This is a genomic window from Rhizobium sp. CECT 9324, assembly GCF_918741265.1.
Lineage (GTDB): Bacteria > Pseudomonadota > Alphaproteobacteria > Rhizobiales > Rhizobiaceae > Allorhizobium.
Genome location: NZ_CAKKMZ010000001.1, coordinates 2,909,065 through 2,930,180, shown reverse-complemented (window position 1 = coordinate 2,930,180; position 21,116 = coordinate 2,909,065). Strand labels below are relative to the sequence as shown.

Below are 21,116 nucleotides of genomic sequence, written 5' to 3'. Positions count from 1 at the left end.
ATGCCACTTCCTTTACAGCAGACGAACAGCCAGCCTCGCTGGCTGTTCCCCTTTGTCGGCCTGCTCGTCTTCAGCATTTGCGCCGTGCCGCTGTTGCGTCTCGTCGCGGCCGGATTTCGCTCGATCTGGAGCGGCAAGGCATTGGAGCTGCTGCGCGAACCGGCTGTCTGGCAGGCGACCCTCAATACGCTCACGACCTCCTTCCTCGGGATGATTGTCGCCCTGATCATCGGCGCGTCGTTTGCGCTGGCCCTGGCCCTGACCAATGTGCGGGCGAGGGGCGTGCTGGGCTTCCTGTTCATGCTGCCGACGATGATCCCGCCGCAGGTGACGGCGTTGTCCTGGGTCGGGCTGTCCGGGCCGTCCAGTCCGCTGCTCAAGGCAATCGGGCTTGCCCCGCCGCTCGGTAGCCCGCAACCGCTCTATTCGATCTATGGCATTGCCCTGCTGTTTGGCGTGCAGCATGCGCCGCTGGTGTTTCTCTCCCTCAGAGCCGGCCTGCTGGCGCTGCCGCAGGAGGGCATCGATGCGGCCAAACTCTCGGGCGCCTCGTCGCGGCAGGTGCTGCGCGATATCGTGTTGCCGCTCGCCATGCCCGGGCTCATTGCCGGTGCGGCGATTGCATTTGTCTCGGGCGTCGGAAATTTCGGCATTCCTGCCATTCTTGGCATGCCTGCCGCCATCTACACTTTGCCGACATTGATCTATGCGCGCTTTGCCAGTTTCGGTCCGAGTACATTCGGCGACATCGCGCTGCTGTCGGCTATGATCGCGATCCTTGCCATCGCTGGCCTTGGTCTGCAGGAACGGGTGCTGCGCAGCCGGGAATACCGCACCGTCGGCGGCGCGGGTCTGACCGCGAGTTTCAATCTCGGCCTCTGGCGGCTGCCCGTCGAGCTGGCACTGTGGTTCTTGCTTTCCGCAATGCTGGTGCTTCCGTTTCTGGCGCTTGTGGCGGGATCCCTGGTCTCGACCTATGGTGTCGTGTTTTCGTGGAAGACCATTTCTCTCTCGGCCTATGAAGAGATCCTCTTCCGCCAGGCCGTGACCCAGACGGCTTTCGTCAATTCATTGTTTCTCGCCGGTCTGACCGCCTTCGGGCTTCTGGTTTTCGGTGTGCTCACCGCCTACGCCCTGACGCACACAAAAAGCCGCTGGACGGGACTGATCGCGGCGATGATCGAAATCCCTTATGCTCTGCCGGGAATCGTCATTGCCGTTGCTTTCATTCTGATCTTTGCCGCGCCGATTCCGCTTGTCGGCGTCAGCTTGTACGGGACGCTGTGGATCATCCTGCTTGCCTATCTGTCCAGCTTTTTTGCCGTCGGCCTGAAGCCGATTATCAGCGCCTTCCGGCAGCTCGATCCGGCACTGGAAGAGGCAGCCCGGTTGTCGGGCGCCGGGTTCTGGCGCCGTCTTGCCGAAATATTGGTGCCGTTGATCGCGCCTGCTGCCGGCGCATCGGTGATTCTCGTTTTCCTCGTTGCCTGCAATGAGCTGACCGTGTCTGCGCTGTTGTGGTCAGCGGGTACGCAGACGCTGGGTGTCGCGATCTACAATCTGGACGACAGCGGTTCCTTCGACCTTGCGGCCGCCCTTTCCGTGTTGGTGGTGGTGATGATCGTTATCCTGATGTTGCTTCTCGAGTGGATGGCGGCCTGGCTGCCGAAAGGTGTCGTGCCGTGGCGAAACTGATTTTGCATCAACTGACGAAGGATTTCGGCACCGGCCGACCGGCTGTCGACGCCGTGTCGATGGAAATCCGCGACGGTGGCTTTCTGGCGCTGCTCGGCCCGTCCGGCTGCGGCAAGACGACGGTGTTGCGCATGCTCGCGGGTTTCGAGGCGCCGACGGGTGGGATGATCCAGCTTGGCGACCGGGTGATGTCGGATGCGGCACAAATTGTGGCGCCTGAACGGCGCAACATGGCCATGGTCTTCCAGTCCTACGCGCTCTGGCCGCACATGACCGTTGCCGAGAATGTCGGTTACCCGTTGAAAGTGCGTGGCGTCAGCGGCGAACGGTATCGGGAAAAAGTGTTGGAAGCGCTGCGATCGGTGCGGCTTGAGGCCTATGCGGACCGGCGACCGGCCGCACTGTCCGGTGGCCAGCGTCAGCGGGTGGCGCTCGCCCGTTGCCTTGTAACATCTCCCGATGTCGTGCTGCTGGACGAGCCGCTGGCCAATCTAGACCGCCATCTGAGAGGCGAGATGGAGGATGCTTTCCGCGAGTTTCACGCCCGTTCGGGCGCCACGATGATCTATGTGACGCACGATCAGGCCGAGGCCATGGCGCTGGCGACCGATGTCGCCGTGATGGCGGAGGGCAGGCTGCTGCAGATGGCATCGCCTGCCGAGCTTTATGCGCGACCGGAGGGGCGCCGGGTGGGAGAGCTGGTCGGACGCGGTGCCATCTTGTCCGTCCGCGCCGGTGCAACAGCAACCCGCGATCTTGACTGGAAGGCGGTCCAGCTGGCGCTAACCACGCTGGACAATGGACCTTCGGTGGATGTTTTGGTTCGCCCTCAGGATGTTCATATCGGTGAGGGTGGTTTGCCGGCTGTGGTGGAAAATGTCGTCTTCGAAGGCGAGCGGTACTCGATGACCCTGCGCCTCGGCGACGGCCAATCCCTTCGGGCGCACTGGCGAGAACGATTGCAGGTGGGGGCGGTGGTGCCCGTGGTCATCGGTTGTGGTTGGCGGCTTTGAAGAAGGCTGGTCGCAAGGTGGAGCGGATTGGAAAAACATACCTGATGCAGCCTGTCTTGTCGCGCGACGCGCAAATCAATGCCATAACGGTGTCCGGTCGTTTTAGTGAATGCTCCGCTGCCGTTCGAAAGGTTGCAATCCGAGATGTCGCTGCGTATCGCAACCTTCAATATTGAAAACCTCATCACCCGATTTGATTTTACCGGTTTTCGCAATCAATTGCGCGCCGATCGTGTGCTGAAACTCTTCGAGATCAAGACCGAGCTTGGCTACCAGCAGTTGGAGGCCGCGCGGGTGGTGGCGACGACCGACGACACCCGGCAGTTATCAGCGCTCGCGATCGCAGACGCAGATGCGGATATCCTCTGCCTGCAGGAGGTGGACAATATGGAGGCGCTTCAGGCGTTCGAGTATGGCTATCTCTTCCGCATGGTGGGCGCCGGTTACAGGCAAAAATACATCATCGAGGGCAACGACAGCCGTGGCATCGATGTGGCCGTGCTGATGCGCGAGCAGACCCGCGACGGCGAGCGGATCGAGCTTGTCGATATCAAGAGCCATGCGGCGCTGACCTATCGCACCCTGTCGCTCTACCACACCGGCCTCGGGCCAAACCTGCAGCCGGATGACAAGATCTTCAAACGGGACTGTCTGGAGCTTGATCTGCGCATTGGTGGACGCCCGCTGACGCTTTATGTGCTGCATCTGAAATCGATGACCAACGGTCGCGATGGTGTGGATGGCCGTGAAATGACAAGGCCCGTCCGCGAAGCCGAGTTGAAGGCGGTTCGTCACATCATCGAAAACCGGTTCGGCAAGGAACATGTGGCCGGGATGAATTTCATCATCTGCGGCGACCTGAATGACTATCAGGAGCGTGTCGATGTCATCGGCGAGCGCCGCCGCGGCTATCGTTTTGAGCCGGTTGGGGGGCTGAACAGCGCACTTGATGTTTTGTCAGGGGACGGCTTTGTCGAAAACGTCATGTTGCGACGCGATGTGCTCGATCGCTGGACGCTTTACCACGCGAGGGGACCGCAAGAGCAGCATCTCTGCCAACTGGATTATATCTGGCTGTCACCGGCACTGGCACGCGCCAATCCGACGGTCGTGCCCGACATCATCCGCAATGGCCAGCCGTTCAGAACGCCGTTTCCCCCGGGTCAGGACATTGAGCGCTATCCGCGCGTTGGTTGGGACCGGCCCAAGGCGTCGGATCACTGCCCCGTCGCGATCTCACTGCATATCCCGTGAAAGGTGATCATTGTGATGGACGAGACCGGCCTGCCGATTGATGGCACCGTGGTGCCGATCAGATCCTATCGTCTGTCCGTACTGCCAGGCCGTCATCCGCTGGAAGAGACGATGCGTGAGGCTGTTGCCGAAAACTGGGCGGTCGAACATGCGGCGAATCCAATGCTGTTTGACGGTCGGATGGTCCTGCAGCACCGGATTCGGTTGAGAGGGGAAACAATCGAGGCCGATGGCTATCTTGCATCATTTTCGACCTTTCTCTGGTGGCGCAAGCAGGAGGACAGATCCGGCGCCTGCCACCTGTTTGGCTATCCGGTGATCGTGTCGTCGGATGGAGCACTGATCGCTGTGGAAATGGCGCCGCATACCGCCAATGCCGGTCAGGTCTATTTCGCTGCCGGCTCGCTGGATCATTCCGATGTGGTCGAAGGCGTCTGTGATCTCGCCGGCAACATGCACCGTGAGGTGCTGGAAGAGACGGGGCTTGACCTCCTTCAGGCCGAGACTGATGGCCTTGTCTATGCGAGCTATCGCTCACGCCGGTTGACGTTTTTCCAGATCTTTCAATTCGACGCTGCGGCAGATGAATTGGTTGAGGCGATCAATCGTTTTGCCCGCGACGCCGAGGAACAGGAAATTTCCGGTGCGGTTGCCATCCGCAACGCAGACCACACGGCGCACCGGTACAATGTCGCAATGCTTCCCATACTCGACTGGTACTTCGCTTCCCGGTCGTGACGCCCGTTGCTTGCCTTGAGCGTTGTGCTGGGGCAGTGTGACGAGCCAAATGCGACCGACCGGAGATTGCCCGTGGCACGAAGCTATTCCATCTATGACGTTTTCACCGATCGCAAACTTGCCGGCAATCCGCTGGCGGTCGTTTTTGACGGCGACGACCTCTCGGATCGGGCCATGCAGTCGATCGCCGCAGAATTCAATCTTTCGGAAACCGTCTTTGTTCAGAGAGCCGGCAACTCCACCCATGCCACACGGGTCCGTATCTTCACGCCAGCGCGTGAATTGCCGTTTGCCGGCCATCCGACGGTCGGCACCGCAATCGCGCTTGCAGAGCAAGCCTATGGCGATCAGGACGGCGGTCTCGATCTGGTGTCGGTGCTGGAGGAAAATGTCGGCCCGGTTCGTTGTGCCGTGAGGTTGAGGCCCGGCGAGGCAAGTTTTGCCGAATTCGATCTGCCGCGTACATCCAGCCGCTATGACCTGCCACTCGACCGTCAGGGCATCGCTGACGCGCTGTCGCTGAAAGTGACGGCGATTGGCTTTGAGAACCACGTCCCGGCCATCTGGGGCGCTGGAGTGCCGTTTCTGCTGGTTCCGGTCCATGACCTCGCCGCTGTCGAGAGCCTGGAATTCGATCCGCAACTGTGGGAGCGCACGGCGCCTTTATGTGAGGGACGGCTTACGCCTGCCTATGTCTATTGCCGCGGCGGGGTCCATCATGCGGCGAGGTTCCATGCACGGATGTTTTCGCCGGACATGGGCATTACGGAGGATCCGGCCACCGGTTCCGCTGTTGCGGCGCTGTCCGGCGCCATCTGGCATTTCGACGGATTGCCGGATGGCCATCACCCGCTGATGGTGGAGCAGGGCGTGGAGATGGGCAGGCCGTCCCACATTCATCTGCATATCGACGTTAAAGACGGCGCGATTTCTCGGGCGCGAATTGGCGGTCAGGCCGTGCGTATTGCAACGGGAAGCCTGGATCTCTGAAAAATAAGGGAAATTTCGGATTTCTGAAATTTTTTTGACCAAACAGCCAAGAATTTTCGTCTCGGCGCTAGACAAGGTTCGATATCCTGTTTATACGCCCGGTCACGCCTCCAGAACGGGGCGCGGCGGGTGATTAGCTCAGTTGGTAGAGCAGCTGACTCTTAATCAGCGGGTCGTAGGTTCGAACCCTACATCACCCACCATTTCTCAATCTTACCAATCATTTGGATAAAAAAGACCGTTATGGTCTCCATTCGTCTCGGTACTTCTCCTGTCGCATATTTGTGATTTTGCGGCGCGCGGCGCTACCGGTTCGCGGGGTGTGCGTCGTGACGAAACTGGCTGTGAATTCGGCGAAACAATATCGCCAGCCGGCTAATATCTTTCTTGACCGACGCTGGTGCGTTCCGCTCGGGTGTTCGTCTGATATATTCCCTTTATGTTCTCGTCTTTTGTCGGTGGCGTTCGCTATTCGTTGCCATTTTCGGGCGTGAATATGTTTGCTAGCCCTGTGGATAACTGTGGATAACCTGCGTAGCCGGCTCAGCGTTGAGCCGACTGTCTCGACTGCGGCAAGACATAAGGAATGTGGTCCGCAGGCAAGCGGCCGACCGTGCCACTGATGCCATAGACCTCGCAGATGATACTGTCGTTGATCGTGTCGCCAGGGCGACCTTCACTGACCAGCTTGCCTTTGTGCAGGATGGCCAGGTGGTCGGCAAACTCAGCGGCAAGGTTGAGATCATGGAGGATGGCGAGAACCACACCGCCGGCGCGGGCGAAATCGCGGGCGAGTTCGAGCACGGAAATCTGATGTCCGATATCCAGGCTTGCCGTTGGTTCATCAAGAAAGATCGCGCGAGGCTTACCGTTCGAGACGGGCAGGGGCATTTGTGCCAGGACGCGCGCCAACTGTACACGCTGCTGCTCGCCGCCGGAGAGCGCGTTGTAGCTTCGTGCCTCAAAACCACCCAGGCCGACACGGGCAAGCGCCTGGCGCGCCGCAAGGCCTGGTTCCCGGCTGCCGTGGGCGACTGCCCCCATGCGAACGACTTCAAGCGCGGTAAAGGGAAACGACAGGGCCGTCGATTGTGGCAGGACACCGCGCTCTGCGGCCAGTTCGATCGGCGACAACGACTGCAGGCGGCGGTCGTGATAGAAAATATCGCCGTGGTCAGGACGCAATTCGCCCGACATGGCCTTGAGAAGCGTTGACTTGCCAGCGCCGTTCGGGCCGATCACGACCGTGAAGCGGCCCGGCTGAAGATTGAGACTGACACGGTCAACAAGCGCACGTCCGCTGCGAATGATGCTGACTTCCTTTGCGCGGATCATGTCAAATTCCCTCCATGTTTGAACGGCTGTTGCGTCCGAGCAGGAGCATCAGGAAGACGGGTGCACCCAGGATCGCGGTGATGATGCCGATCGGCAGTTCCGCCGGTGCGACGATCGTGCGCGCGATGCTGTCGGCAAAAAGCAGCAGCGCAGCGCCGCCGAGTGCCGATGTTGGCAACAGGAAGCGGTGGGAGGGGCCGATTGCCAGCCTGAGCAGATGCGGAACGATGATTCCGACAAATCCGATCGAACCGGCAACGGCCACCGTGGCGCCGCAGGCGGCCGCGACGGCCAGAATGGTCAGCCGCTTCAGGCGCTGAACCGGCACGCCCATGTGAAATGCGGCGGCATCGCCAAGGACCAGCGCATCAAGCCCCTTCGCGACGAAGGGGATGATCAGCATGACGAAGCCGACGAACGGCAGGATCGCCACAATCTTGGCGGTACTTGCGCCGCTGAGCGAGCCCAGCGACCAAAATGTAATGTCGCGCAGGGCGCGGTCGTCGGCCATGAAGATCAGCAACCCGGTGGCTGCCCCTGTCATGGCGGCTATCGCAATGCCCGACAGGATCAGCGCCGTTGTCGAGGTCTGGCCGTGGCGGGTCGCGATGGCATAAAGCAGGAATGTGTTCGCCAGTCCGCCGAGAAAGGCCATGATCGGCAGGAACTGTTCGCCGAGCAGGGACTGCAGCGGAAATAGCAGCGTTGGACCGAGGACAATCGCCGTTACCGCAGCTAGCGCTGCGCCGGACGTGACGCCGACAATGCCAGGATCAGCCAGCGGATTGCGGAACAAGCCCTGCATCATGGCGCCGGAAACACCCAGTGCCGCACCGATCAGCAAGCCGATGGCGGTCCGAGGCAGGCGCACAGCCTCGAGGATCAGCAGGTTCTGGCTGTCGAGAGCGCTCGCATTGCCGCTGACATAGTCGAGGAGATGGGGCAGGCCGACGCCTGTCGGACCGACGACGATCGAGGTGAATATGGCCAGCACCAGAAGAAGGAGCAGTGCCACCACCATCAGCAGGCCAAGTGCGGAACGGTCGCCGCCGACTGTGCTGCGACCGGCGAAAAGCGCCAATGTGTTCACGGCTTTGTCGCCTCCGGGTAAAGCTTGCCGTGCAGTTCGGCGGCGGCGTCTGCGGCGCGAGGGCCGAGCCCGAGCAGATAGAGGCCATCCATCGTGACGAAAGCCTTGTTCTTGGCGGCTGGGCTCGACGCCAGCGCAGGCAGGGCGAAGGCCTGTTCGGCAGTCATGTGTGTGGCGCCGCCGCTCATGACCAATACAACGTCGGGGGCTGCCGCGATGATGGCCTCATCGGTGAGAGGTTTGTAGCCGGACACTGTGCTGACGGCGTTCTCACCACCGGCAAGCCGGATGATCGCATCGGCCGAGCTCTGCGAGCCGCCTGCCATAACGCGACCATTGGCCAGCGAAAGTGCAAAGAGCACCTTCTTCTTCGTCGCTGTGGAGGTGGTCTTGTCTGCTGTGGCCTTCAGTGTCGCCTCGACCTTGAGCGCGAGTTCCTCGGCCTTGTTCTTGCGGCCGATTGCTTCGCCAACGGCTCGGATCTTGTCGGGAATGGCGGCGGTGTCGGGTGGGCTTGGAATGCTGATCAATGTCAGGCCGCTTGCTTTCAGGATGTTCATTGCGTCGACCGGGCCGGCCCCGGATTCGGCAACGATCAGATCGGGTTTCTGCGACAGCACGCCTTCGGCCGAAACCTGGCGGACGTAGCCGATGTTCGGCTTTTGCGTGGCTTCCGGCGGATAGCTGCTGGTGGTGTCGACGGCCACGATCCGATCGCCTTCACCCAGGGCATAGATGATTTCCGTCACCGTGCCACCGATCGCGACAATGCGCTTGGCATCGGCCGATTGGGCAAGGGCTGCCTGTGGGGCAATCACCAATGCGCAAACAAGAGAAAGCATGAGACGGCGGGGCGAAGGAACGGAATGCATGATATCGTTAAACCTGTGGGGCAAGGTGCGTGACAGGCCGTTTGGCTGACGTCGCCTCGCTTGTTTCGGGGTGTGATGGCGCCGGCAATTCAGCGACATTTAACTTGACTTAGTTACACAAGTTTATCTAGGAAGGCAACAGATTGCAGGCATGGGGCTGCGTTGGTGAGATCCGAAAAGAACTCCCGATTGCGATTTTGCTTCGATCATCCGCAGTTCGTTTTTGATTGAGAGGATCAGACAGATGTACATTGCCATGAACCGTTTTCGCGTCGTGCCGGGCTTCGAAGAAGCCTTTGAAAATCAGTGGCGTTCGCGACAGGCGCGTCTTGCCGAAGTGCCGGGTTATGTCGAATTTCATATGCTGAAGGGCAACAAGGCAGACGATCATACGCTCTACGCATCGCATACGGTTTGGGAGACGCACGCGCATTTTGTTGCCTGGACCCAGTCGGAACAGTTCCGCGCTGCCCATGCCCGCGCCGGCGAAAGCAAGGTGCAGTATCTCTCGGGGCCACATTTCGAAGGTTTCGACGTGATCATCCACGAAGACAATACCGGCAAGCGCGCCGAAATTGCTGCGTGAGCGTCTGATGGATACGCTCACTCATTCAAACACGGAGCGCGCCGATCGCGCCCGCGCCGCTCTTGCAGAAAAGCCGGATGGCGTCATCGAGCAGATTGCGGTTCAGGCCGATGTCACGCCGGCCGACGTGCTCGCCAGTCTGCCGGAAGGTGCTGCTGTGCTGGTGCCGGCAGACCGCTGGGATGCGGTCTGGAAGGACATGACCGGTTGGGGGGAAATCCTGCTGATCGTACATACCGATGACATCGTGCTCGAAGTGAATGGCGCGCTTGTCGATGGCAGCGAAGGCCATGGCTGGTTCAACATCCATGGTGACAGCCCGATCGGCGGGCACATTCGCAAGGATCGTTGCGTCAACATTGCATTCGTCGATCGTGGCTTTCATGGACGCCGATCCTGTTCGGTCTGGTTCATGAATGGCGATGGCAAGGCCATGTTCAAGGTCTTCGTCCGCCGTGACAAGGAACGGGCGTTGATCGAAGATCAGGTTCAGCGTTTCGAGGCCCTTCGGATGGCCGCTGCTGCCTGACGTCCGCACATGCATTCACGGCCGGCGGAGGGTTTTCTCCGCCGGCCGTTGTTGTTTAAGCGGTTCTTTCTTTTGCCTATAACTGGTTCTATGGTCCCGCCGATTTCTCATTCAGGCTAGGGATTTGCATTGATCCGACTTCGATACGGCTTTCTTTCCATTGCGATGGCGCTCGCAGCGGCCGCTTTGCCAGCGTCCGATTTCCAATCAATGGCGGCCCTGGCGCAGACGCAAGATCTGGTGAAACCGACTGCGCAGGCTCCGGCAGCCAGCGCCGATAGCCCGGTGTCGACACCCGCCGCGTCCACGACGACGCCGGCAGCCGCGGCAGCCCCAGCCCCGGCTGCACCGGCGCAGCCCGTTCGGGATGAAAAACTGACGGCGGCCGACACGCAAATTGATCAGGCGCGCAAGCGTATGGAAAGCCTCAACAAACAGGTTGAGCAGAGCAAGGAGGACGATCGGGTCCTGGCAGACCTCAAGGTTCAAGCCGATGTGCTGGTCCGGGATCTGCTAGCGCTTTCCGTCGAACTCCGGCCGCGACTGAACGATATCCAGACCCGACTGACCGAACTGGGCGAGCCGCCTGCCGAAGGTCAGCCGCCGGAAGCGGCAGACGTCACTGAAGAACGCAACCGGCAGAACGCCGCGCGCTCGCAGATCAATGCGCTGACCGGACAGGCCGAAGATCTGTCGATTGAGGGAAAGTCGCTTGCCGATCGAATCACGGCTATCCGGCGTGCGATCTTCACCGATCAGCTTTTCGAACACACGGAAATCAATACAGAGGTGGCAGCCGAGGCCGCCGAGTCGTTTTCCGCGGATGTCGGGCGCGTCCATCGCAGTATCGTCAGCTGGATCGTCTTCGTGCTGAAGTTCAAGACGGTACCGTTTGCGATCACGGTTTTTCTATCGGTGGTCCTGGCATCGGCCATGCTGTTCATCGAATATCGTTTGTTCGGTTCGCTGATCCGCCGGGACCCGATGGTGGAGAACCCGAACTATATGAGCCGCTTGTCGGTCGCCTTCTGGTCGACGATCCTGCCTTCGCTCGCGTTCGGCTTCTTCCTGGCCAATACTTATTTCCTGCTCGACACTTTCAATATCCTGCGACCGGACATCGCTCCGATTGTGAGTTCGATTTTCGGATTTATCGGACTGGTCTTTTTCGTGTCGATGATCTCGAGAGCCGCGCTTGCCCCGCGCGCGCCCAACTGGCGTCTCGTCAAACTGTCCAATGTTGGTGCACGGGACCTGACAATCGCCATTTTTCTGATGGCCCTGGTGAATGGGCTCGATTATGTCCTGGCGGTCATCAGCGAGGCGTTCAGCTCTCCCGTGGTCTTGACGGTGATGAAGAGCCTGATTTCGTCGCTGACCGTTGGCCTGTTGTTGTTCATCGTTTCGTTCCTGCGCCCGGTGCTTGCCGAGAGCGGTGACCCGTATGACAAGGGTCGAGCCTGGCCGCGCAGTGTTTCCATCACTTTCCGGCTTGTCGGTATCCTGCTGATTTTTGCAAGCAGCATCGGCTATGTCGGCTTCGCCCGCTTCCTGGCGACCCAGATCGTTCTGGCCGGCGCGGTGTTGGCGACGATGTATATCGGCATCCTCTCGGGCAAGGCGATTTCCGCGCCGAACCAATTCGGCGACACGCGGATCGGCCAATATGTGGCGAAGCGTTTTCGCCTTGGTCCTGTCGGACTGGATCAGAGTGGCATCGTCGCCGGGCTGCTGATCTATGCCTTCGCATTGATCCTGGGTGTGCCCCTGATCCTGATGTCCTGGGGCTTCCAGCCGCGCGATATACAGTTGTGGCTCTATAACCTCTTCACCGAGGTCAATGTTGGCACGATCCGCATTTCCATTTTCGGCATTCTGGGTGGTGTGCTGCTGTTTGCGCTTGGTCTGGTGGTCACGCGGTGGCTGCAGAAGTGGCTCGACGGCAATGTAATGGCACGATCGCATGTCGACCCGGGCGTGCGCAATTCGGTGAAGACCGGTATTGGCTATCTCGGCACGGCAGTGGCAGGGATCGTCGGGATATCGGCGGCCGGCATCGACCTGTCGAGTCTGGCGCTTGTTGCCGGTGCCCTGTCTCTCGGTATCGGTTTCGGTCTGCAGAACATCGTATCGAACTTCGTCTCCGGTCTCATTCTTCTGGTCGAGCGACCCTTCAAGGTTGGCGACCATGTCTTGACCGGCACGACGGAAGGCATCGTCAAGCGCATCTCCGTTCGGGCCACCGAAATCGAAACCTTTCGCAAGCAGTCGATCATCGTGCCGAATTCCGAATTGATCAATGCGCCGGTCGGCAACTGGACGCATCGCAACCGGATGCAGCGTTCCGAGATCCCTGTCAGCGTCGGCTATGAGGCCGACCCCCAGGAGGTCATCGATCTGTTGCTGGAGATCATCAATACGGTTCCGCAGGTTTTGCGCAATCCGGAACCGCATGTCGAATTTCTTCGTTTCGGGGCGTCGTCGCTCGACTTCGAGCTCCGGTTTCATCTTGCCGACATGAATGACGGCCTGACCATCCGCAATGATGTGCGGATGGAAATCCTGCGAAGGTTCCGCGCCGAAGGGATCATGATGCCCTATCCGCATCAGGATGTGATGCTGCATCTCAGTGACAGCGATCGCAGTGCTCTGCTGCGACGCAATCGCGGCAAGGCCACTGAGCGAAAGCTTGCGGCGGATGATTTGCATGACGGCGCGGATGATGACAAACTCCTGCCATGAATGCCTCATTCAGGCGCCATTCAGGGGGAATGCGTCAGAAGAGGGGTAAGGCCGAGGGGAAAGAAACTTCCTGTCGACGGTCATGCACAACAGAGGGGTGGGGCCGCGAGCCCCACGACCGAAATGATCAGATTTCTGGTAGTGGGTGGTATATTTCTCTCTTTGGCCCCGGCTCTGGGCGGCGGTGCCTTGGCTGCCTCGATCAGCAATTCGGGATCATCCTCGATCGTGCTGATCGTGGTGGAGAATGGCAATCGTGTCGAGGTTTCGCTCGACGCCGGAGGTTCGGATTCCATTTGCCCTGCAGGTTGTTTCGTGACACTGCCAAACGGCGACCGGCTTGGTCTTGCGGGCAGTGAATCCATCGACATCAAGGATGGTATCGCGACGATTAAGTGAACTCGCTGATTGATGCATCCGCCGGCGTGGCACGCACTCAGGCGTCAGATGCTCGGTCCACGTGCTCTTTCGGCGATCCCCACAAGTAGAGATGGACGGCGCCGGGCAGTGCGTTCCGCATTACTTAACTATCGCTACGCGTTGCTGCCTTAAAATTGTCGAATTAACGGTTCCGCAAACGATCACTGCTAAATGACTAAGTGTTGAATAAAACACAAAAAGGCGAGTCATGGCAGTTCTAGGTATTTCCGGGATGCAATATTCAGGGGAAACATTCCCCGACGTTCGCATCATTCTCGGGGAAGATTCCAATGTCTTCACTCAGATGATTAGCCAGCGCCTCAATGAATTGATGGGCGTGGATATCGAGATCTGCAGAACCTTCGAAGACATGCAGATGGCCAATGAACTCAATGACGAACCGGTCGTTCTTGCGATTTCGAACATCAATCTGCCGGGTGCCGAAAATGGCGAAGCGCTCGAATACATGATCGACTGCAACATTCCGACGATCGTATTCACCGGGACGTTCCATGACGAGATCCGCGAAAAACTGCTGGCGAAGGATATTGTCGACTACATTCTCAAGGACAATGTCTTTGCAGTCGATATGCTCGCTGAATCGGTCTATCGGTTCCTCACCAATCATCGCCATCACGTGTTGATCGTCGATGACAGCGCCACGGCCCGCGCTCTGCTTTCGAGCCGTCTCAAGCGCTACAATTTTCGCGTCAGCCTTGCCGAAAGCGGCGCCAAGGCGATCGAGATCCTGAAGGCCAATCCTGACATCGGTCTCGTTGTCACCGACTACAACATGCCGGACATCGACGGTTTCGAACTGACACGGCGCATCCGGTCGGTTCGCGGCAGCCATGAACTGCGTATCATCGGTGTATCGTCATCCAACAATCGCCTGCTATCCGCGCGCTTTTTGAAGGTTGGTGGAAACGACTTCATGCTGCGTCCTTTTATCGACGAGGAATTCTACTGCCGCGTCAACCAGAACCTCGATACGCTGGTGCAAATCAGGGCTGCGCAAGCGCGTAACAAATAGGCGCTCAACGGCTCATTCCATGGATGATCGGCAAGCCGGAACTTGGTTTCGCGCCTGCCGTTTGCATTTCAGGCTGGTGGCCGACGTGAACAGGCGCGCATCCAGCGGTGCGCTGAATGGCCAGGGAACCATGTTGCAGCGCAAATCGGCTCGGCTGCGTCAGATGATGGTGATACGCGGGCGTTGTCACTGGTAACCCCGTATTCCAGACCTATATTCAGGCGGCAGATAGCAATAGCGAGTCCCCCAAGCCAATGGCGCCAATCATTTCCATCCGTTCCCTGTCCAAGACCTATGCCAATGGCTTCAAAGCGCTCGACAATGTCAGTCTTGATATCGAGGAGGGCGAAATCATTGCCCTGCTCGGGCCGAACGGTGCCGGCAAGACAACATTGATCTCGATCGTCTGCGGCATCACCAATCCGTCAAGCGGCCAAGTGCTGGTCGCGGGCCACGATGTGGTCAAGGATTTCCGCAAGACGCGCGGCGAGATCGGTCTGGTGCCGCAGGAATTGACGACCGACATGTTCGAGACCGTCATCAATACCGTGAGCTTTTCGCGCGGGTTGAACGGCAAGAAACCGAACCCTGAGCTGGTCGAATCCATTCTGCGCGAACTGACGTTGTTCGAAAAACGCAATGATGCATTGCGCGAACTTTCCGGCGGGATGAAACGGCGTGTGCTGATCGCCAAGGCGTTGTCGCACGAGCCGCGCATCCTGTTTCTCGATGAGCCGACGGCCGGTGTCGATGTCGCTCTGCGCAAGGATATGTGGCAGCTCGTGTCGCGGCTCAGGCAGACTGGCGTCACCATCATCCTCACGACCCACTATATCGAGGAGGCGCAGGAGATCGCCGACCGCGTTGGCGTGATCAATCGCGGCAAGCTGTTGCTTGTCGAAGACAAGAACACGCTAATGAGAAAGCTTGGCAAGAAACATCTGACCGTACAGCTTCACGCGCGGCTGGAAGAAATCCCTGCAAGCCTTTCAGAATGGAATCTAAAACTGAACGACACAGGTGACCAGCTGATCTACGATTATGAGCTTGGCAGCAATCACGGCGCCATCGCGCGCCTGCTGCAGGACGTCGATGCGGCCGGCCTTGGTTTCGATGATCTTTCCACGCGTCAGACCTCTCTCGAAGACATTTTCGTCTCGCTGATCGGAGAAGCCGAATGAATTTCGAGGCGATCAAATCCATCTACTATTACGAGATGGCACGCACCCGCCGGACGCTGCTGCAGAGCGTGATTTCTCCTGTTCTGTCGACGGCGCTCTATTTCATTGTCTTTGGCGCGGCGGTGGGCTCGCGTATGCAGGAAGTCGACGGCATCGCCTATGGCGGCTTCATCACGCCCGGCCTGATCATGCTAACGCTGATAACCCAGTGCATCTCGAACGGATCGAGCGGGATCTACTTCCCGAAATTTACCGGCACGATCTACGAAATCCTCTCGGCACCTGTGGCGATGAGCGAGATCCTGATCGGCTATGTCGGCGCGGCGGCGACCAAGGGCATGATGATCGCGCTGATCATCCTGGCAACGGCTGCCTTCTTCGTCGACCTGTCGATCGCCCACCCGCTTCTGATGCTGTTTTTCATGCTGCTGACGGCTGTAACGTTCAGCCTCGCTGGTTTCATTATCGGTATCTGGGCGAAAAATTTCGAGCAGTTGAGCCTGGTGCCGATGTTGGTTGTTCCGCCACTGACATTCCTTGGCGGTACTTTCTATTCAGTGAACATGCTGCCGCCCTTTTGGCAAACGGTCAGCCATTTCAATCCGGTGCTGTATCTGGTGAGCGGCTTCCGGTGGAGCTTCTTCGAGGTGTCGGACGTGCATCCGCTGTTGAGCCTTGGCATGGTCAGCCTGTTCCTGCTGCTTTGCCTCGGATTTCTCGCCTGGATCTTCAAGACGGGCTACAAGCTGCGGCCCTGATGCCTCAGTCGCGCAGCCGGAGCTCATCTGTCTGCATCTGCAGCAAACCCAGCGTCGAGAGGAAACTCATGCCGAGCAGGCTCCGGTCGAGCCTGCCTTCTTCGAGCACCACGCCTTCGACGTTGGTACGAGTGATCGGTCCGAGGCGGATTTCCGGGATCCGAACCGGGGCGGCGGATGCGCGGCCGTTGGCCGTCATCACGGTGCGGGTGAAATTGATCGTTGCTGGATCGATGCCGATGCGCACGGCATCTTCATAGCGTAGAGCGACCGAACTCGCGCCCGTGTCGATCAGAACCGGTACAGAGACGGGGCCGACGGCGATGGTTGTTTCAAAATGTCCACCCAGCGATTTGTGCAGCACGACCTCCGTCGATCCGTCTGCGGTCGTCACGGTCACGGCCTTTCCGGGCGCCAAACCGGCGAGGAGCCGCTCTCCGACTGCGCTGAAATCATTGCGATAGAGATAGCCGGTAACGAGGACCAACGCGATCAGTACCCAGATCGCCAGTTGTCTGATGCTCTGGCCAAAGGAGCGGCGGCTGGCGACAATGCCAGCAGACAGCATCAGAATGATCGGCAGTGTTGCAACAAGGCTGCCAAAATCGTCGTTGCGGATACCGAAACTCTCGCCAGCATCATGATTGAAAATCAGGACGGCAAGTCCAAGTCCGAGTATCGCCAGAACCACGATCAGACGCATCAGCCTGTCTCGCGCTCGCGTGACATCCGCGTGCGACGGGTTTCGCGGCGCGGTTTTCGTTCCATCGTTGCCAGTCTTGCTGGCAGGTCTGACATGATGCCGCGGCGTTCCGAGTCGGAATAACCCGTCCAGCTGCCGATTTCGTCGCGCGTGCGGCCACAGCCGAAACAATAGCCGGTCTTGTCGTCGATCGAACAGATCAGAATACAGGGTGATTCCATCGCGGCCTTCCAGTCGGTCTCTTTATATCGGTTGCCTAAAGCGCGATGGCAAGAGTGACAAGGAACCCGATCTCGGCAATCTGCTGGCAGGCGCCGATCGTGTCGCCGGTCTGGCCACCGAGCCTCTGGCGGATATGAGCGGTAAAGCCATAGCCGAGAATACCGGCGACAAGCACGGCGAAGAGCAGGGGAGCAAGGGGCAAGGCGAGCCAACCAAGTGCGATGGACAGTCCGCCGCCCAGCGCCAGCGCAAGATTGGCGATCGGCTTGTCTGGCGCACCCGCACGCGATGCCACGCCGTCGGTGCGGGCGGTCGGAAGCCTCGACCAGTGCCACACCATCAGCGCGCGACTGACGCTTGCGGCGGCCAGCCATGCGACGATGGCAGGCGCAGCGGTGCCGAGCACGCACAGTGTCGCAAGCGCTGTCGTCCTCAATGCGATCGACAGGATCAGGGCCAGCGCGCCGTAGGTGCCGATGCGGCTATCCTTCATGATCGCCAGGGCTTTTTCCCGATCATGGCCGCCGCCAAGACCATCGGCCGTATCGCACAGGCCATCTTCATGCAGGGCGCCGGTCACCATCACCTGAACCGCCAGAGCAAGAAGCGCGGCGATTGCGGGGGGGGCGGCAAACGTCAGAGCCAGCGCCAGAACGCAAGCAGAAGGCAGTGTGATCAAAAACCCGGCGAGCGGAAAAGCGGCTGCCGTTTTTGACAGACTGCCGTCATGGTCCCTGAAGTACCGGTTCGGGACGGGCAGGCGGCTCAGAAAGGAAATTGCCCTTGCCGTTTCATCAATAGAGGCACGCCAATCCAGCATTTACCGTCGTCCGTCGAATTGGTGACCACATCTGCCGTTTTTTAAGTTGAGACGGGTGCGCGTGGCCAGTATGAGAGAGCCACAAAGCCTGATTTGCAGGAAGATTACAAGGAAGCTCGCCTCATGACCGTTACTGGCCTGCCATTCGATGATTTCCGCGCTCTGCTGCGCGAGCTGCCGGGACCGGATACGGCTGCCCTGGTTGCGGCACGTGACCGTGACCGCCAACTGACCAAGCCGCCGGGAGCGCTGGGACGGCTCGAGGAAATCGCGATGTGGCTTGCCGCATGGTCTGGCCGGTCGCCGGCGGTCACCCGTCCGCTGGTCGCGATCTTCGCCGGCAATCACGGTGTCACCAAACATGGTATTACACCATTCCCGCCTTCGGTGACCCAGCAGATGGTGGAGAACTTTGCGGCGGGTGGTGCTGCGATCAACCAGATCTGCGTGACATACGATCTGGGCCTGAAGATCTTCGATCTGGCGCTGGACTATCCGACCGGCGACATCACCAGCGAACCGGCGCTGTCCGAACGCGATTGCGCCGCCACCATGGCTTTCGGCATGGAAGCGATTGCCGGCGGTACGGATCTGCTCTGCATCGGTGAGATGGGCATCGGCAATACCACAATTGCCGCTGCCATCAACCTGGCGCTCTATGGCGGAGAGGCCGAAGAATGGGTTGGGCCCGGCACGGGTTCGGAAGGCGATGTGCTGCAGCGCAAGATCGCAGCCGTCAAGCAGGCGGTCGATTTCCACAAGGAGCATCTGAACGATCCGCTCGAAGTCATGCGCCGCCTCGGTGGACGTGAAATTGCCGCCATGGCGGGCGCCATCCTTGCCGCGCGCATGGAAAAGATCCCGGTCCTGATCGATGGCTATGTCGCAACGGCCGCCGCGTCCATCCTCAAGGCAGCCAATCCGACGGCGCTCGACCATTGCCTGATTGGTCATGTCTCGGGCGAGCCTGGGCATCTCAAAGCGATCGGTAAACTTGGCAAGACGCCGCTTTTGGCGCTCGGCATGCGGCTGGGCGAGGGGACGGGTGCGGCCCTTGCCGCCGGCATCGTCAAGGCTGCGGCCGCCTGCCATTCCGGTATGGCGACATTCGATCAGGCCGGTGTGAGCAACAAGACCGATGGCTAAGCAGAAGAAGGGGCAGACGGCACCCGAAATCCTTGCGGCCGAGATTATCCAGAAGAAGACGGGCATCGCGCATCTCTTTGCGGCCGGACAGTATTCTTCACAGGGCTTTCGTCGACTGATCAGCGAGGCCGCCTTCCGTCATGAACTTCTGGCCTTGATTGTCGGTCTCGGCCTGTTCGCGTTCGTTGGTGCCACGCCGCTCGAATACCTCGGCTTCGTGATCATGATGCTGCTGATGTTCTGCGTGGAGGCGCTGAATACCGCAATCGAGGAACTCGTCGACAGGATCTCGCCGGAAATATCCACAGTTGGGCGCAATGCCAAGGATCTCGGATCCTTCGCAGTCTTCTGCCTGATCGTCGCCAATGCGTTGCTGGTTGGCTATGTGGTCGGCTCACGCCTGATCGGCTATCTCTGATCAGGCGAACTGGCGGCGGCGAGGCTCGATTGCCTTGGCTTCGGTGACAGCGGGCAAGCTCTCGAACACACGGCTTGATGGAAGAATGGCGATGACTTCCGTGCCCTCGCGCAGTTTCGACTTGAGCTTGAATTCGCCACCATGCTTGGCGAGAATTGCCTGAACGATCGGCAGGCCGAGACCGGTGCCCTGTTCGGCGCTCTTGATCGCGATCGAGCCTTGGCCGAAAGCGGACAGGACAACAGGGATTTCATTTTCCGGAATGCCGGGACCATTGTCACGGATGGAGACATACTGGCCGCCGCCGGCCGTCCAGCCGGCCTTGACGGTAATTTCGCCACCCTGTGGCGTGAACTTCACTGCGTTGGACAGCAGGTTCAGGATCACCTGACGCATCGCCTTCTCGTCGGCCCAAACAGACGGCAGGCTCTGCTCGAACTGTTCCTCGATACGGATATTCTTGGATTTTGCCCTGAGCTGGATCATGCCGATGCCATCTTCCGCGAGCTCCAGAAGGGAAACCACCTCTTCGCTCAGCTCATATTTGCCGGCTTCGATGCGCGACAGGTCGAGAATTTCGTTGATCAGTTCCAACAGGTGTTTGCCAGAACGATGGATATCGCCAGCGTATTCCTTGTAGAGCGGATTGTTGAGCGGACCGAGGATCTCGGTCGCCATGACTTCAGAGAAGCCGAGGATGGCGTTCAGCGGGGTGCGCAGTTCATGTGACATCGACGCGAGGAAGCGTGACTTTGCCATGTTCGCTTCTTCCGCACGGCGGCGTGCTTCGTCAGACAGCGATTTTGCCACTTCCAGTTCGGCGATCAGGTCGTCTTTTTCGGTCTGGAAGGAAAGAAGTTTCAAATTCGCCTGATGCAGGCGGTTGGTGATATAGATGAAAAAGATCAGTGCCGTGGTAAAGACGGCAGTGAGGCCGAGATCGAGCATCTGGCCATTGGTCAGCGAGAGGTAGACCAGCGCCGCGACCGTAGGCAGGAAGCCGAAAAGCACGGCCTGACGCAGCAGCATGTTGGCCATTGCCGTGACGGACAGGACCAGAAGCAGGACGGCGCCTTTGTAAAACGCAAAGCCGCTGCCACCACAGGTGGCGCATTGCTGAGTGGCAAAGATCGCCCAGGAACAGCCCATTGCGACCTGTCCCGCCAAGAGATATTGCCGCCACCGCCTGTGGTTGTCGGGGGTGATGCCGGTCTTGGAGGCGCGTTTGGCGACGAGGATGCAGAGCGCATGCATGCTCAGCGCAAAAATCCCCCAGAGAAACAAACGCGGCTCCGCGGTGAGGTATGTGCCAAATCCCGCGACGAGCAAGAGGATGGCGGGCATGATGGCTGCACCCTGAAGGGTTGCTGCCAGATGCATGCCAAGGATTTCTACGTCGAACGCAGGAGAGATGCCCTGATCCGATTGCAGGCGCTCACGCGTGAGGCGCACAGCTTTCGTCGCCGCCCGGTTATGATGGGTGCGTGTCAGGTCGACAATGTTCTTGTCGGTGGATGTGGTTACGCCGTTACTCATCACTAGGTGGATTTCTACCGCTGACTGAGCCGAGT

General features: G+C 59.3%; 21 protein-coding genes and 1 tRNA gene. 15 read left to right on the top strand and 7 right to left on the bottom strand.

Annotated features, from left to right (window positions below):
• From LQ231_RS14330 to LQ231_RS14305, 6 genes are all read left to right on the top strand, one after another.
• The gene (locus LQ231_RS14330; RefSeq protein ID WP_230171823.1) at positions 1–1,695 is read left to right on the top strand and encodes an iron ABC transporter permease; all 1,695 of its coding nucleotides are present in this window, start codon (positions 1–3) and stop codon (positions 1,693–1,695) included.
• On the top strand, positions 1,683–2,708 hold the full coding sequence (locus LQ231_RS14325) for an ABC transporter ATP-binding protein (RefSeq protein ID WP_230171822.1): 1,026 nt from the start codon (positions 1,683–1,685) through the stop codon (positions 2,706–2,708). The genes LQ231_RS14330 and LQ231_RS14325 overlap by 13 nt, the downstream gene beginning before the upstream one ends.
• 144 nt (positions 2,709–2,852) lie before the next feature.
• Positions 2,853–3,962, top strand: a complete 1,110-nt coding sequence (locus LQ231_RS14320; protein WP_230171821.1) for an endonuclease/exonuclease/phosphatase family protein — start codon at positions 2,853–2,855, stop codon at positions 3,960–3,962.
• Between the two features lie 15 nt (positions 3,963–3,977).
• Complete coding sequence (locus LQ231_RS14315; RefSeq protein WP_230171820.1) at positions 3,978–4,700, top strand: NUDIX hydrolase; 723 nt, start codon at positions 3,978–3,980, stop codon at positions 4,698–4,700.
• Positions 4,701–4,772: 72 nt separating this feature from the next.
• Entirely contained in the window at positions 4,773–5,690 is a 918-nt protein-coding gene (locus LQ231_RS14310; RefSeq protein ID WP_113141667.1) for a PhzF family phenazine biosynthesis protein, read from the top strand.
• Positions 5,691–5,817: 127 nt separating this feature from the next.
• Positions 5,818–5,893: transfer RNA gene (locus tag LQ231_RS14305), tRNA-Lys, on the top strand.
• A 340-nt stretch (positions 5,894–6,233) separates the two neighbouring features.
• On the opposite strand, the gene LQ231_RS14300 is transcribed toward LQ231_RS14305, so the two are convergent.
• From LQ231_RS14300 to LQ231_RS14290, 3 genes are all read right to left on the bottom strand, one after another.
• Entirely contained in the window at positions 6,234–7,025 is a 792-nt protein-coding gene (locus tag LQ231_RS14300; protein WP_230171819.1) for a heme ABC transporter ATP-binding protein, read from the bottom strand.
• Between the two features lies 1 nt (position 7,026).
• On the bottom strand, positions 7,027–8,046 hold the full coding sequence (locus LQ231_RS14295) for an iron ABC transporter permease (protein ID WP_230173365.1): 1,020 nt from the start codon (positions 8,044–8,046) through the stop codon (positions 7,027–7,029).
• 65 nt (positions 8,047–8,111) lie between these two features.
• Positions 8,112–8,957, bottom strand: a complete 846-nt coding sequence (locus LQ231_RS14290; RefSeq protein WP_230171818.1) for an ABC transporter substrate-binding protein — start codon at positions 8,955–8,957, stop codon at positions 8,112–8,114.
• Positions 8,958–9,231: 274 nt separating this feature from the next.
• Between LQ231_RS14290 and LQ231_RS14285 the strand changes: the two genes are divergently transcribed.
• The 7 genes from LQ231_RS14285 (at position 9,232) to LQ231_RS14255 (ending at position 16,236) form a co-directional block, all read left to right on the top strand.
• Positions 9,232–9,573: an antibiotic biosynthesis monooxygenase gene (locus tag LQ231_RS14285; RefSeq protein ID WP_230171817.1), complete on the top strand. Its 342-nt coding sequence runs from the start codon at positions 9,232–9,234 to the stop codon at positions 9,571–9,573.
• 7 nt (positions 9,574–9,580) lie between these two features.
• Positions 9,581–10,102: a heme utilization cystosolic carrier protein HutX gene (gene hutX, locus LQ231_RS14280; protein WP_230171816.1), complete on the top strand. Its 522-nt coding sequence runs from the start codon at positions 9,581–9,583 to the stop codon at positions 10,100–10,102.
• Positions 10,103–10,231: 129 nt separating this feature from the next.
• Complete coding sequence (locus LQ231_RS14275; protein WP_230171815.1) at positions 10,232–12,844, top strand: mechanosensitive ion channel family protein; 2,613 nt, start codon at positions 10,232–10,234, stop codon at positions 12,842–12,844.
• A 123-nt stretch (positions 12,845–12,967) separates the two neighbouring features.
• Positions 12,968–13,243: a hypothetical protein gene (locus LQ231_RS14270; RefSeq protein ID WP_113141660.1), complete on the top strand. Its 276-nt coding sequence runs from the start codon at positions 12,968–12,970 to the stop codon at positions 13,241–13,243.
• A gap of 229 nt (positions 13,244–13,472) precedes the next feature.
• Positions 13,473–14,297, top strand: a complete 825-nt coding sequence (locus LQ231_RS14265; RefSeq protein WP_113141659.1) for a response regulator — start codon at positions 13,473–13,475, stop codon at positions 14,295–14,297.
• A 254-nt stretch (positions 14,298–14,551) separates the two neighbouring features.
• Positions 14,552–15,478 carry an ABC transporter ATP-binding protein gene (locus LQ231_RS14260; RefSeq protein ID WP_113141658.1) on the top strand — a complete coding sequence of 309 codons (927 nt, stop codon included), beginning with the start codon at positions 14,552–14,554 and terminating at the stop codon, positions 15,476–15,478.
• Entirely contained in the window at positions 15,475–16,236 is a 762-nt protein-coding gene (locus LQ231_RS14255) for an ABC transporter permease (protein ID WP_230171814.1), read from the top strand. Before LQ231_RS14260 ends, LQ231_RS14255 begins: the two co-directional genes overlap by 4 nt.
• Before the next feature lie 4 nt (positions 16,237–16,240).
• On the opposite strand, the gene LQ231_RS14250 is transcribed toward LQ231_RS14255, so the two are convergent.
• From LQ231_RS14250 to LQ231_RS14240, 3 genes are read right to left on the bottom strand one after another with little or no spacing between them, the layout of a single operon-like run.
• A complete protein-coding gene (locus LQ231_RS14250; protein ID WP_230173364.1) occupies positions 16,241–16,942 on the bottom strand; it encodes a TIGR02281 family clan AA aspartic protease in 702 nt (233 codons plus the stop codon).
• Positions 16,939–17,160 (bottom strand): DUF1289 domain-containing protein, encoded by a 222-nt coding sequence (locus LQ231_RS14245; protein WP_230171813.1) that lies wholly within the window; start codon positions 17,158–17,160, stop codon positions 16,939–16,941. The genes LQ231_RS14250 and LQ231_RS14245 overlap by 4 nt, the downstream gene beginning before the upstream one ends.
• A gap of 35 nt (positions 17,161–17,195) precedes the next feature.
• Complete coding sequence (locus tag LQ231_RS14240; RefSeq protein ID WP_230171812.1) at positions 17,196–17,981, bottom strand: adenosylcobinamide-GDP ribazoletransferase; 786 nt, start codon at positions 17,979–17,981, stop codon at positions 17,196–17,198.
• A 123-nt stretch (positions 17,982–18,104) separates the two neighbouring features.
• On the opposite strand from LQ231_RS14240, the gene cobT reads away from it, so the two are divergent.
• Both cobT and LQ231_RS14230 read left to right on the top strand, forming a co-directional pair.
• Positions 18,105–19,127 (top strand): nicotinate-nucleotide--dimethylbenzimidazole phosphoribosyltransferase, encoded by a 1,023-nt coding sequence (gene cobT, locus LQ231_RS14235; RefSeq protein ID WP_230171811.1) that lies wholly within the window; start codon positions 18,105–18,107, stop codon positions 19,125–19,127.
• The gene (locus tag LQ231_RS14230; RefSeq protein ID WP_230171810.1) at positions 19,120–19,545 is read left to right on the top strand and encodes a diacylglycerol kinase; all 426 of its coding nucleotides are present in this window, start codon (positions 19,120–19,122) and stop codon (positions 19,543–19,545) included. Before cobT ends, LQ231_RS14230 begins: the two co-directional genes overlap by 8 nt.
• On the opposite strand, the gene LQ231_RS14225 is transcribed toward LQ231_RS14230, so the two are convergent.
• Positions 19,546–21,081, bottom strand: a complete 1,536-nt coding sequence (locus LQ231_RS14225) for a HAMP domain-containing sensor histidine kinase (RefSeq protein WP_230171809.1) — start codon at positions 21,079–21,081, stop codon at positions 19,546–19,548. It abuts the gene before it with no gap.
• Between the last annotated feature and the right edge of the window lie 35 nt (positions 21,082–21,116).

What these genes read in the sequence shown, in the direction of transcription:
- LQ231_RS14295 (WP_230173365.1), bottom strand. Translation starts at nt 8,046, where the DNA reads ATGGTGGTGGCACTGCTCCTTCTTCTGGTGCTGGCCATATTCACCTCG.
- cobT (WP_230171811.1), top strand. Translation starts at nt 18,105, where the DNA reads ATGACCGTTACTGGCCTGCCATTCGATGATTTCCGCGCTCTGCTGCGC.
- LQ231_RS14330 (WP_230171823.1), top strand. Translation starts at nt 1, where the DNA reads ATGCCACTTCCTTTACAGCAGACGAACAGCCAGCCTCGCTGGCTGTTC.
- LQ231_RS14300 (WP_230171819.1), bottom strand. Translation starts at nt 7,025, where the DNA reads ATGATCCGCGCAAAGGAAGTCAGCATCATTCGCAGCGGACGTGCGCTT.
- hutX (WP_230171816.1), top strand. Translation starts at nt 9,581, where the DNA reads ATGGATACGCTCACTCATTCAAACACGGAGCGCGCCGATCGCGCCCGC.
- LQ231_RS14260 (WP_113141658.1), top strand. Translation starts at nt 14,552, where the DNA reads ATGGCGCCAATCATTTCCATCCGTTCCCTGTCCAAGACCTATGCCAAT.
- LQ231_RS14285 (WP_230171817.1), top strand. Translation starts at nt 9,232, where the DNA reads ATGTACATTGCCATGAACCGTTTTCGCGTCGTGCCGGGCTTCGAAGAA.
- LQ231_RS14255 (WP_230171814.1), top strand. Translation starts at nt 15,475, where the DNA reads ATGAATTTCGAGGCGATCAAATCCATCTACTATTACGAGATGGCACGC.
- LQ231_RS14290 (WP_230171818.1), bottom strand. Translation starts at nt 8,957, where the DNA reads ATGCTTTCTCTTGTTTGCGCATTGGTGATTGCCCCACAGGCAGCCCTT.
- LQ231_RS14320 (WP_230171821.1), top strand. Translation starts at nt 2,853, where the DNA reads ATGTCGCTGCGTATCGCAACCTTCAATATTGAAAACCTCATCACCCGA.
- LQ231_RS14240 (WP_230171812.1), bottom strand. Translation starts at nt 17,981, where the DNA reads ATGCTGGATTGGCGTGCCTCTATTGATGAAACGGCAAGGGCAATTTCC.
- LQ231_RS14245 (WP_230171813.1), bottom strand. Translation starts at nt 17,160, where the DNA reads ATGGAATCACCCTGTATTCTGATCTGTTCGATCGACGACAAGACCGGC.
- LQ231_RS14315 (WP_230171820.1), top strand. Translation starts at nt 3,978, where the DNA reads ATGGACGAGACCGGCCTGCCGATTGATGGCACCGTGGTGCCGATCAGA.
- LQ231_RS14265 (WP_113141659.1), top strand. Translation starts at nt 13,473, where the DNA reads ATGGCAGTTCTAGGTATTTCCGGGATGCAATATTCAGGGGAAACATTC.
- LQ231_RS14225 (WP_230171809.1), bottom strand. Translation starts at nt 21,081, where the DNA reads ATGAGTAACGGCGTAACCACATCCACCGACAAGAACATTGTCGACCTG.
- LQ231_RS14270 (WP_113141660.1), top strand. Translation starts at nt 12,968, where the DNA reads ATGATCAGATTTCTGGTAGTGGGTGGTATATTTCTCTCTTTGGCCCCG.
- LQ231_RS14230 (WP_230171810.1), top strand. Translation starts at nt 19,120, where the DNA reads ATGGCTAAGCAGAAGAAGGGGCAGACGGCACCCGAAATCCTTGCGGCC.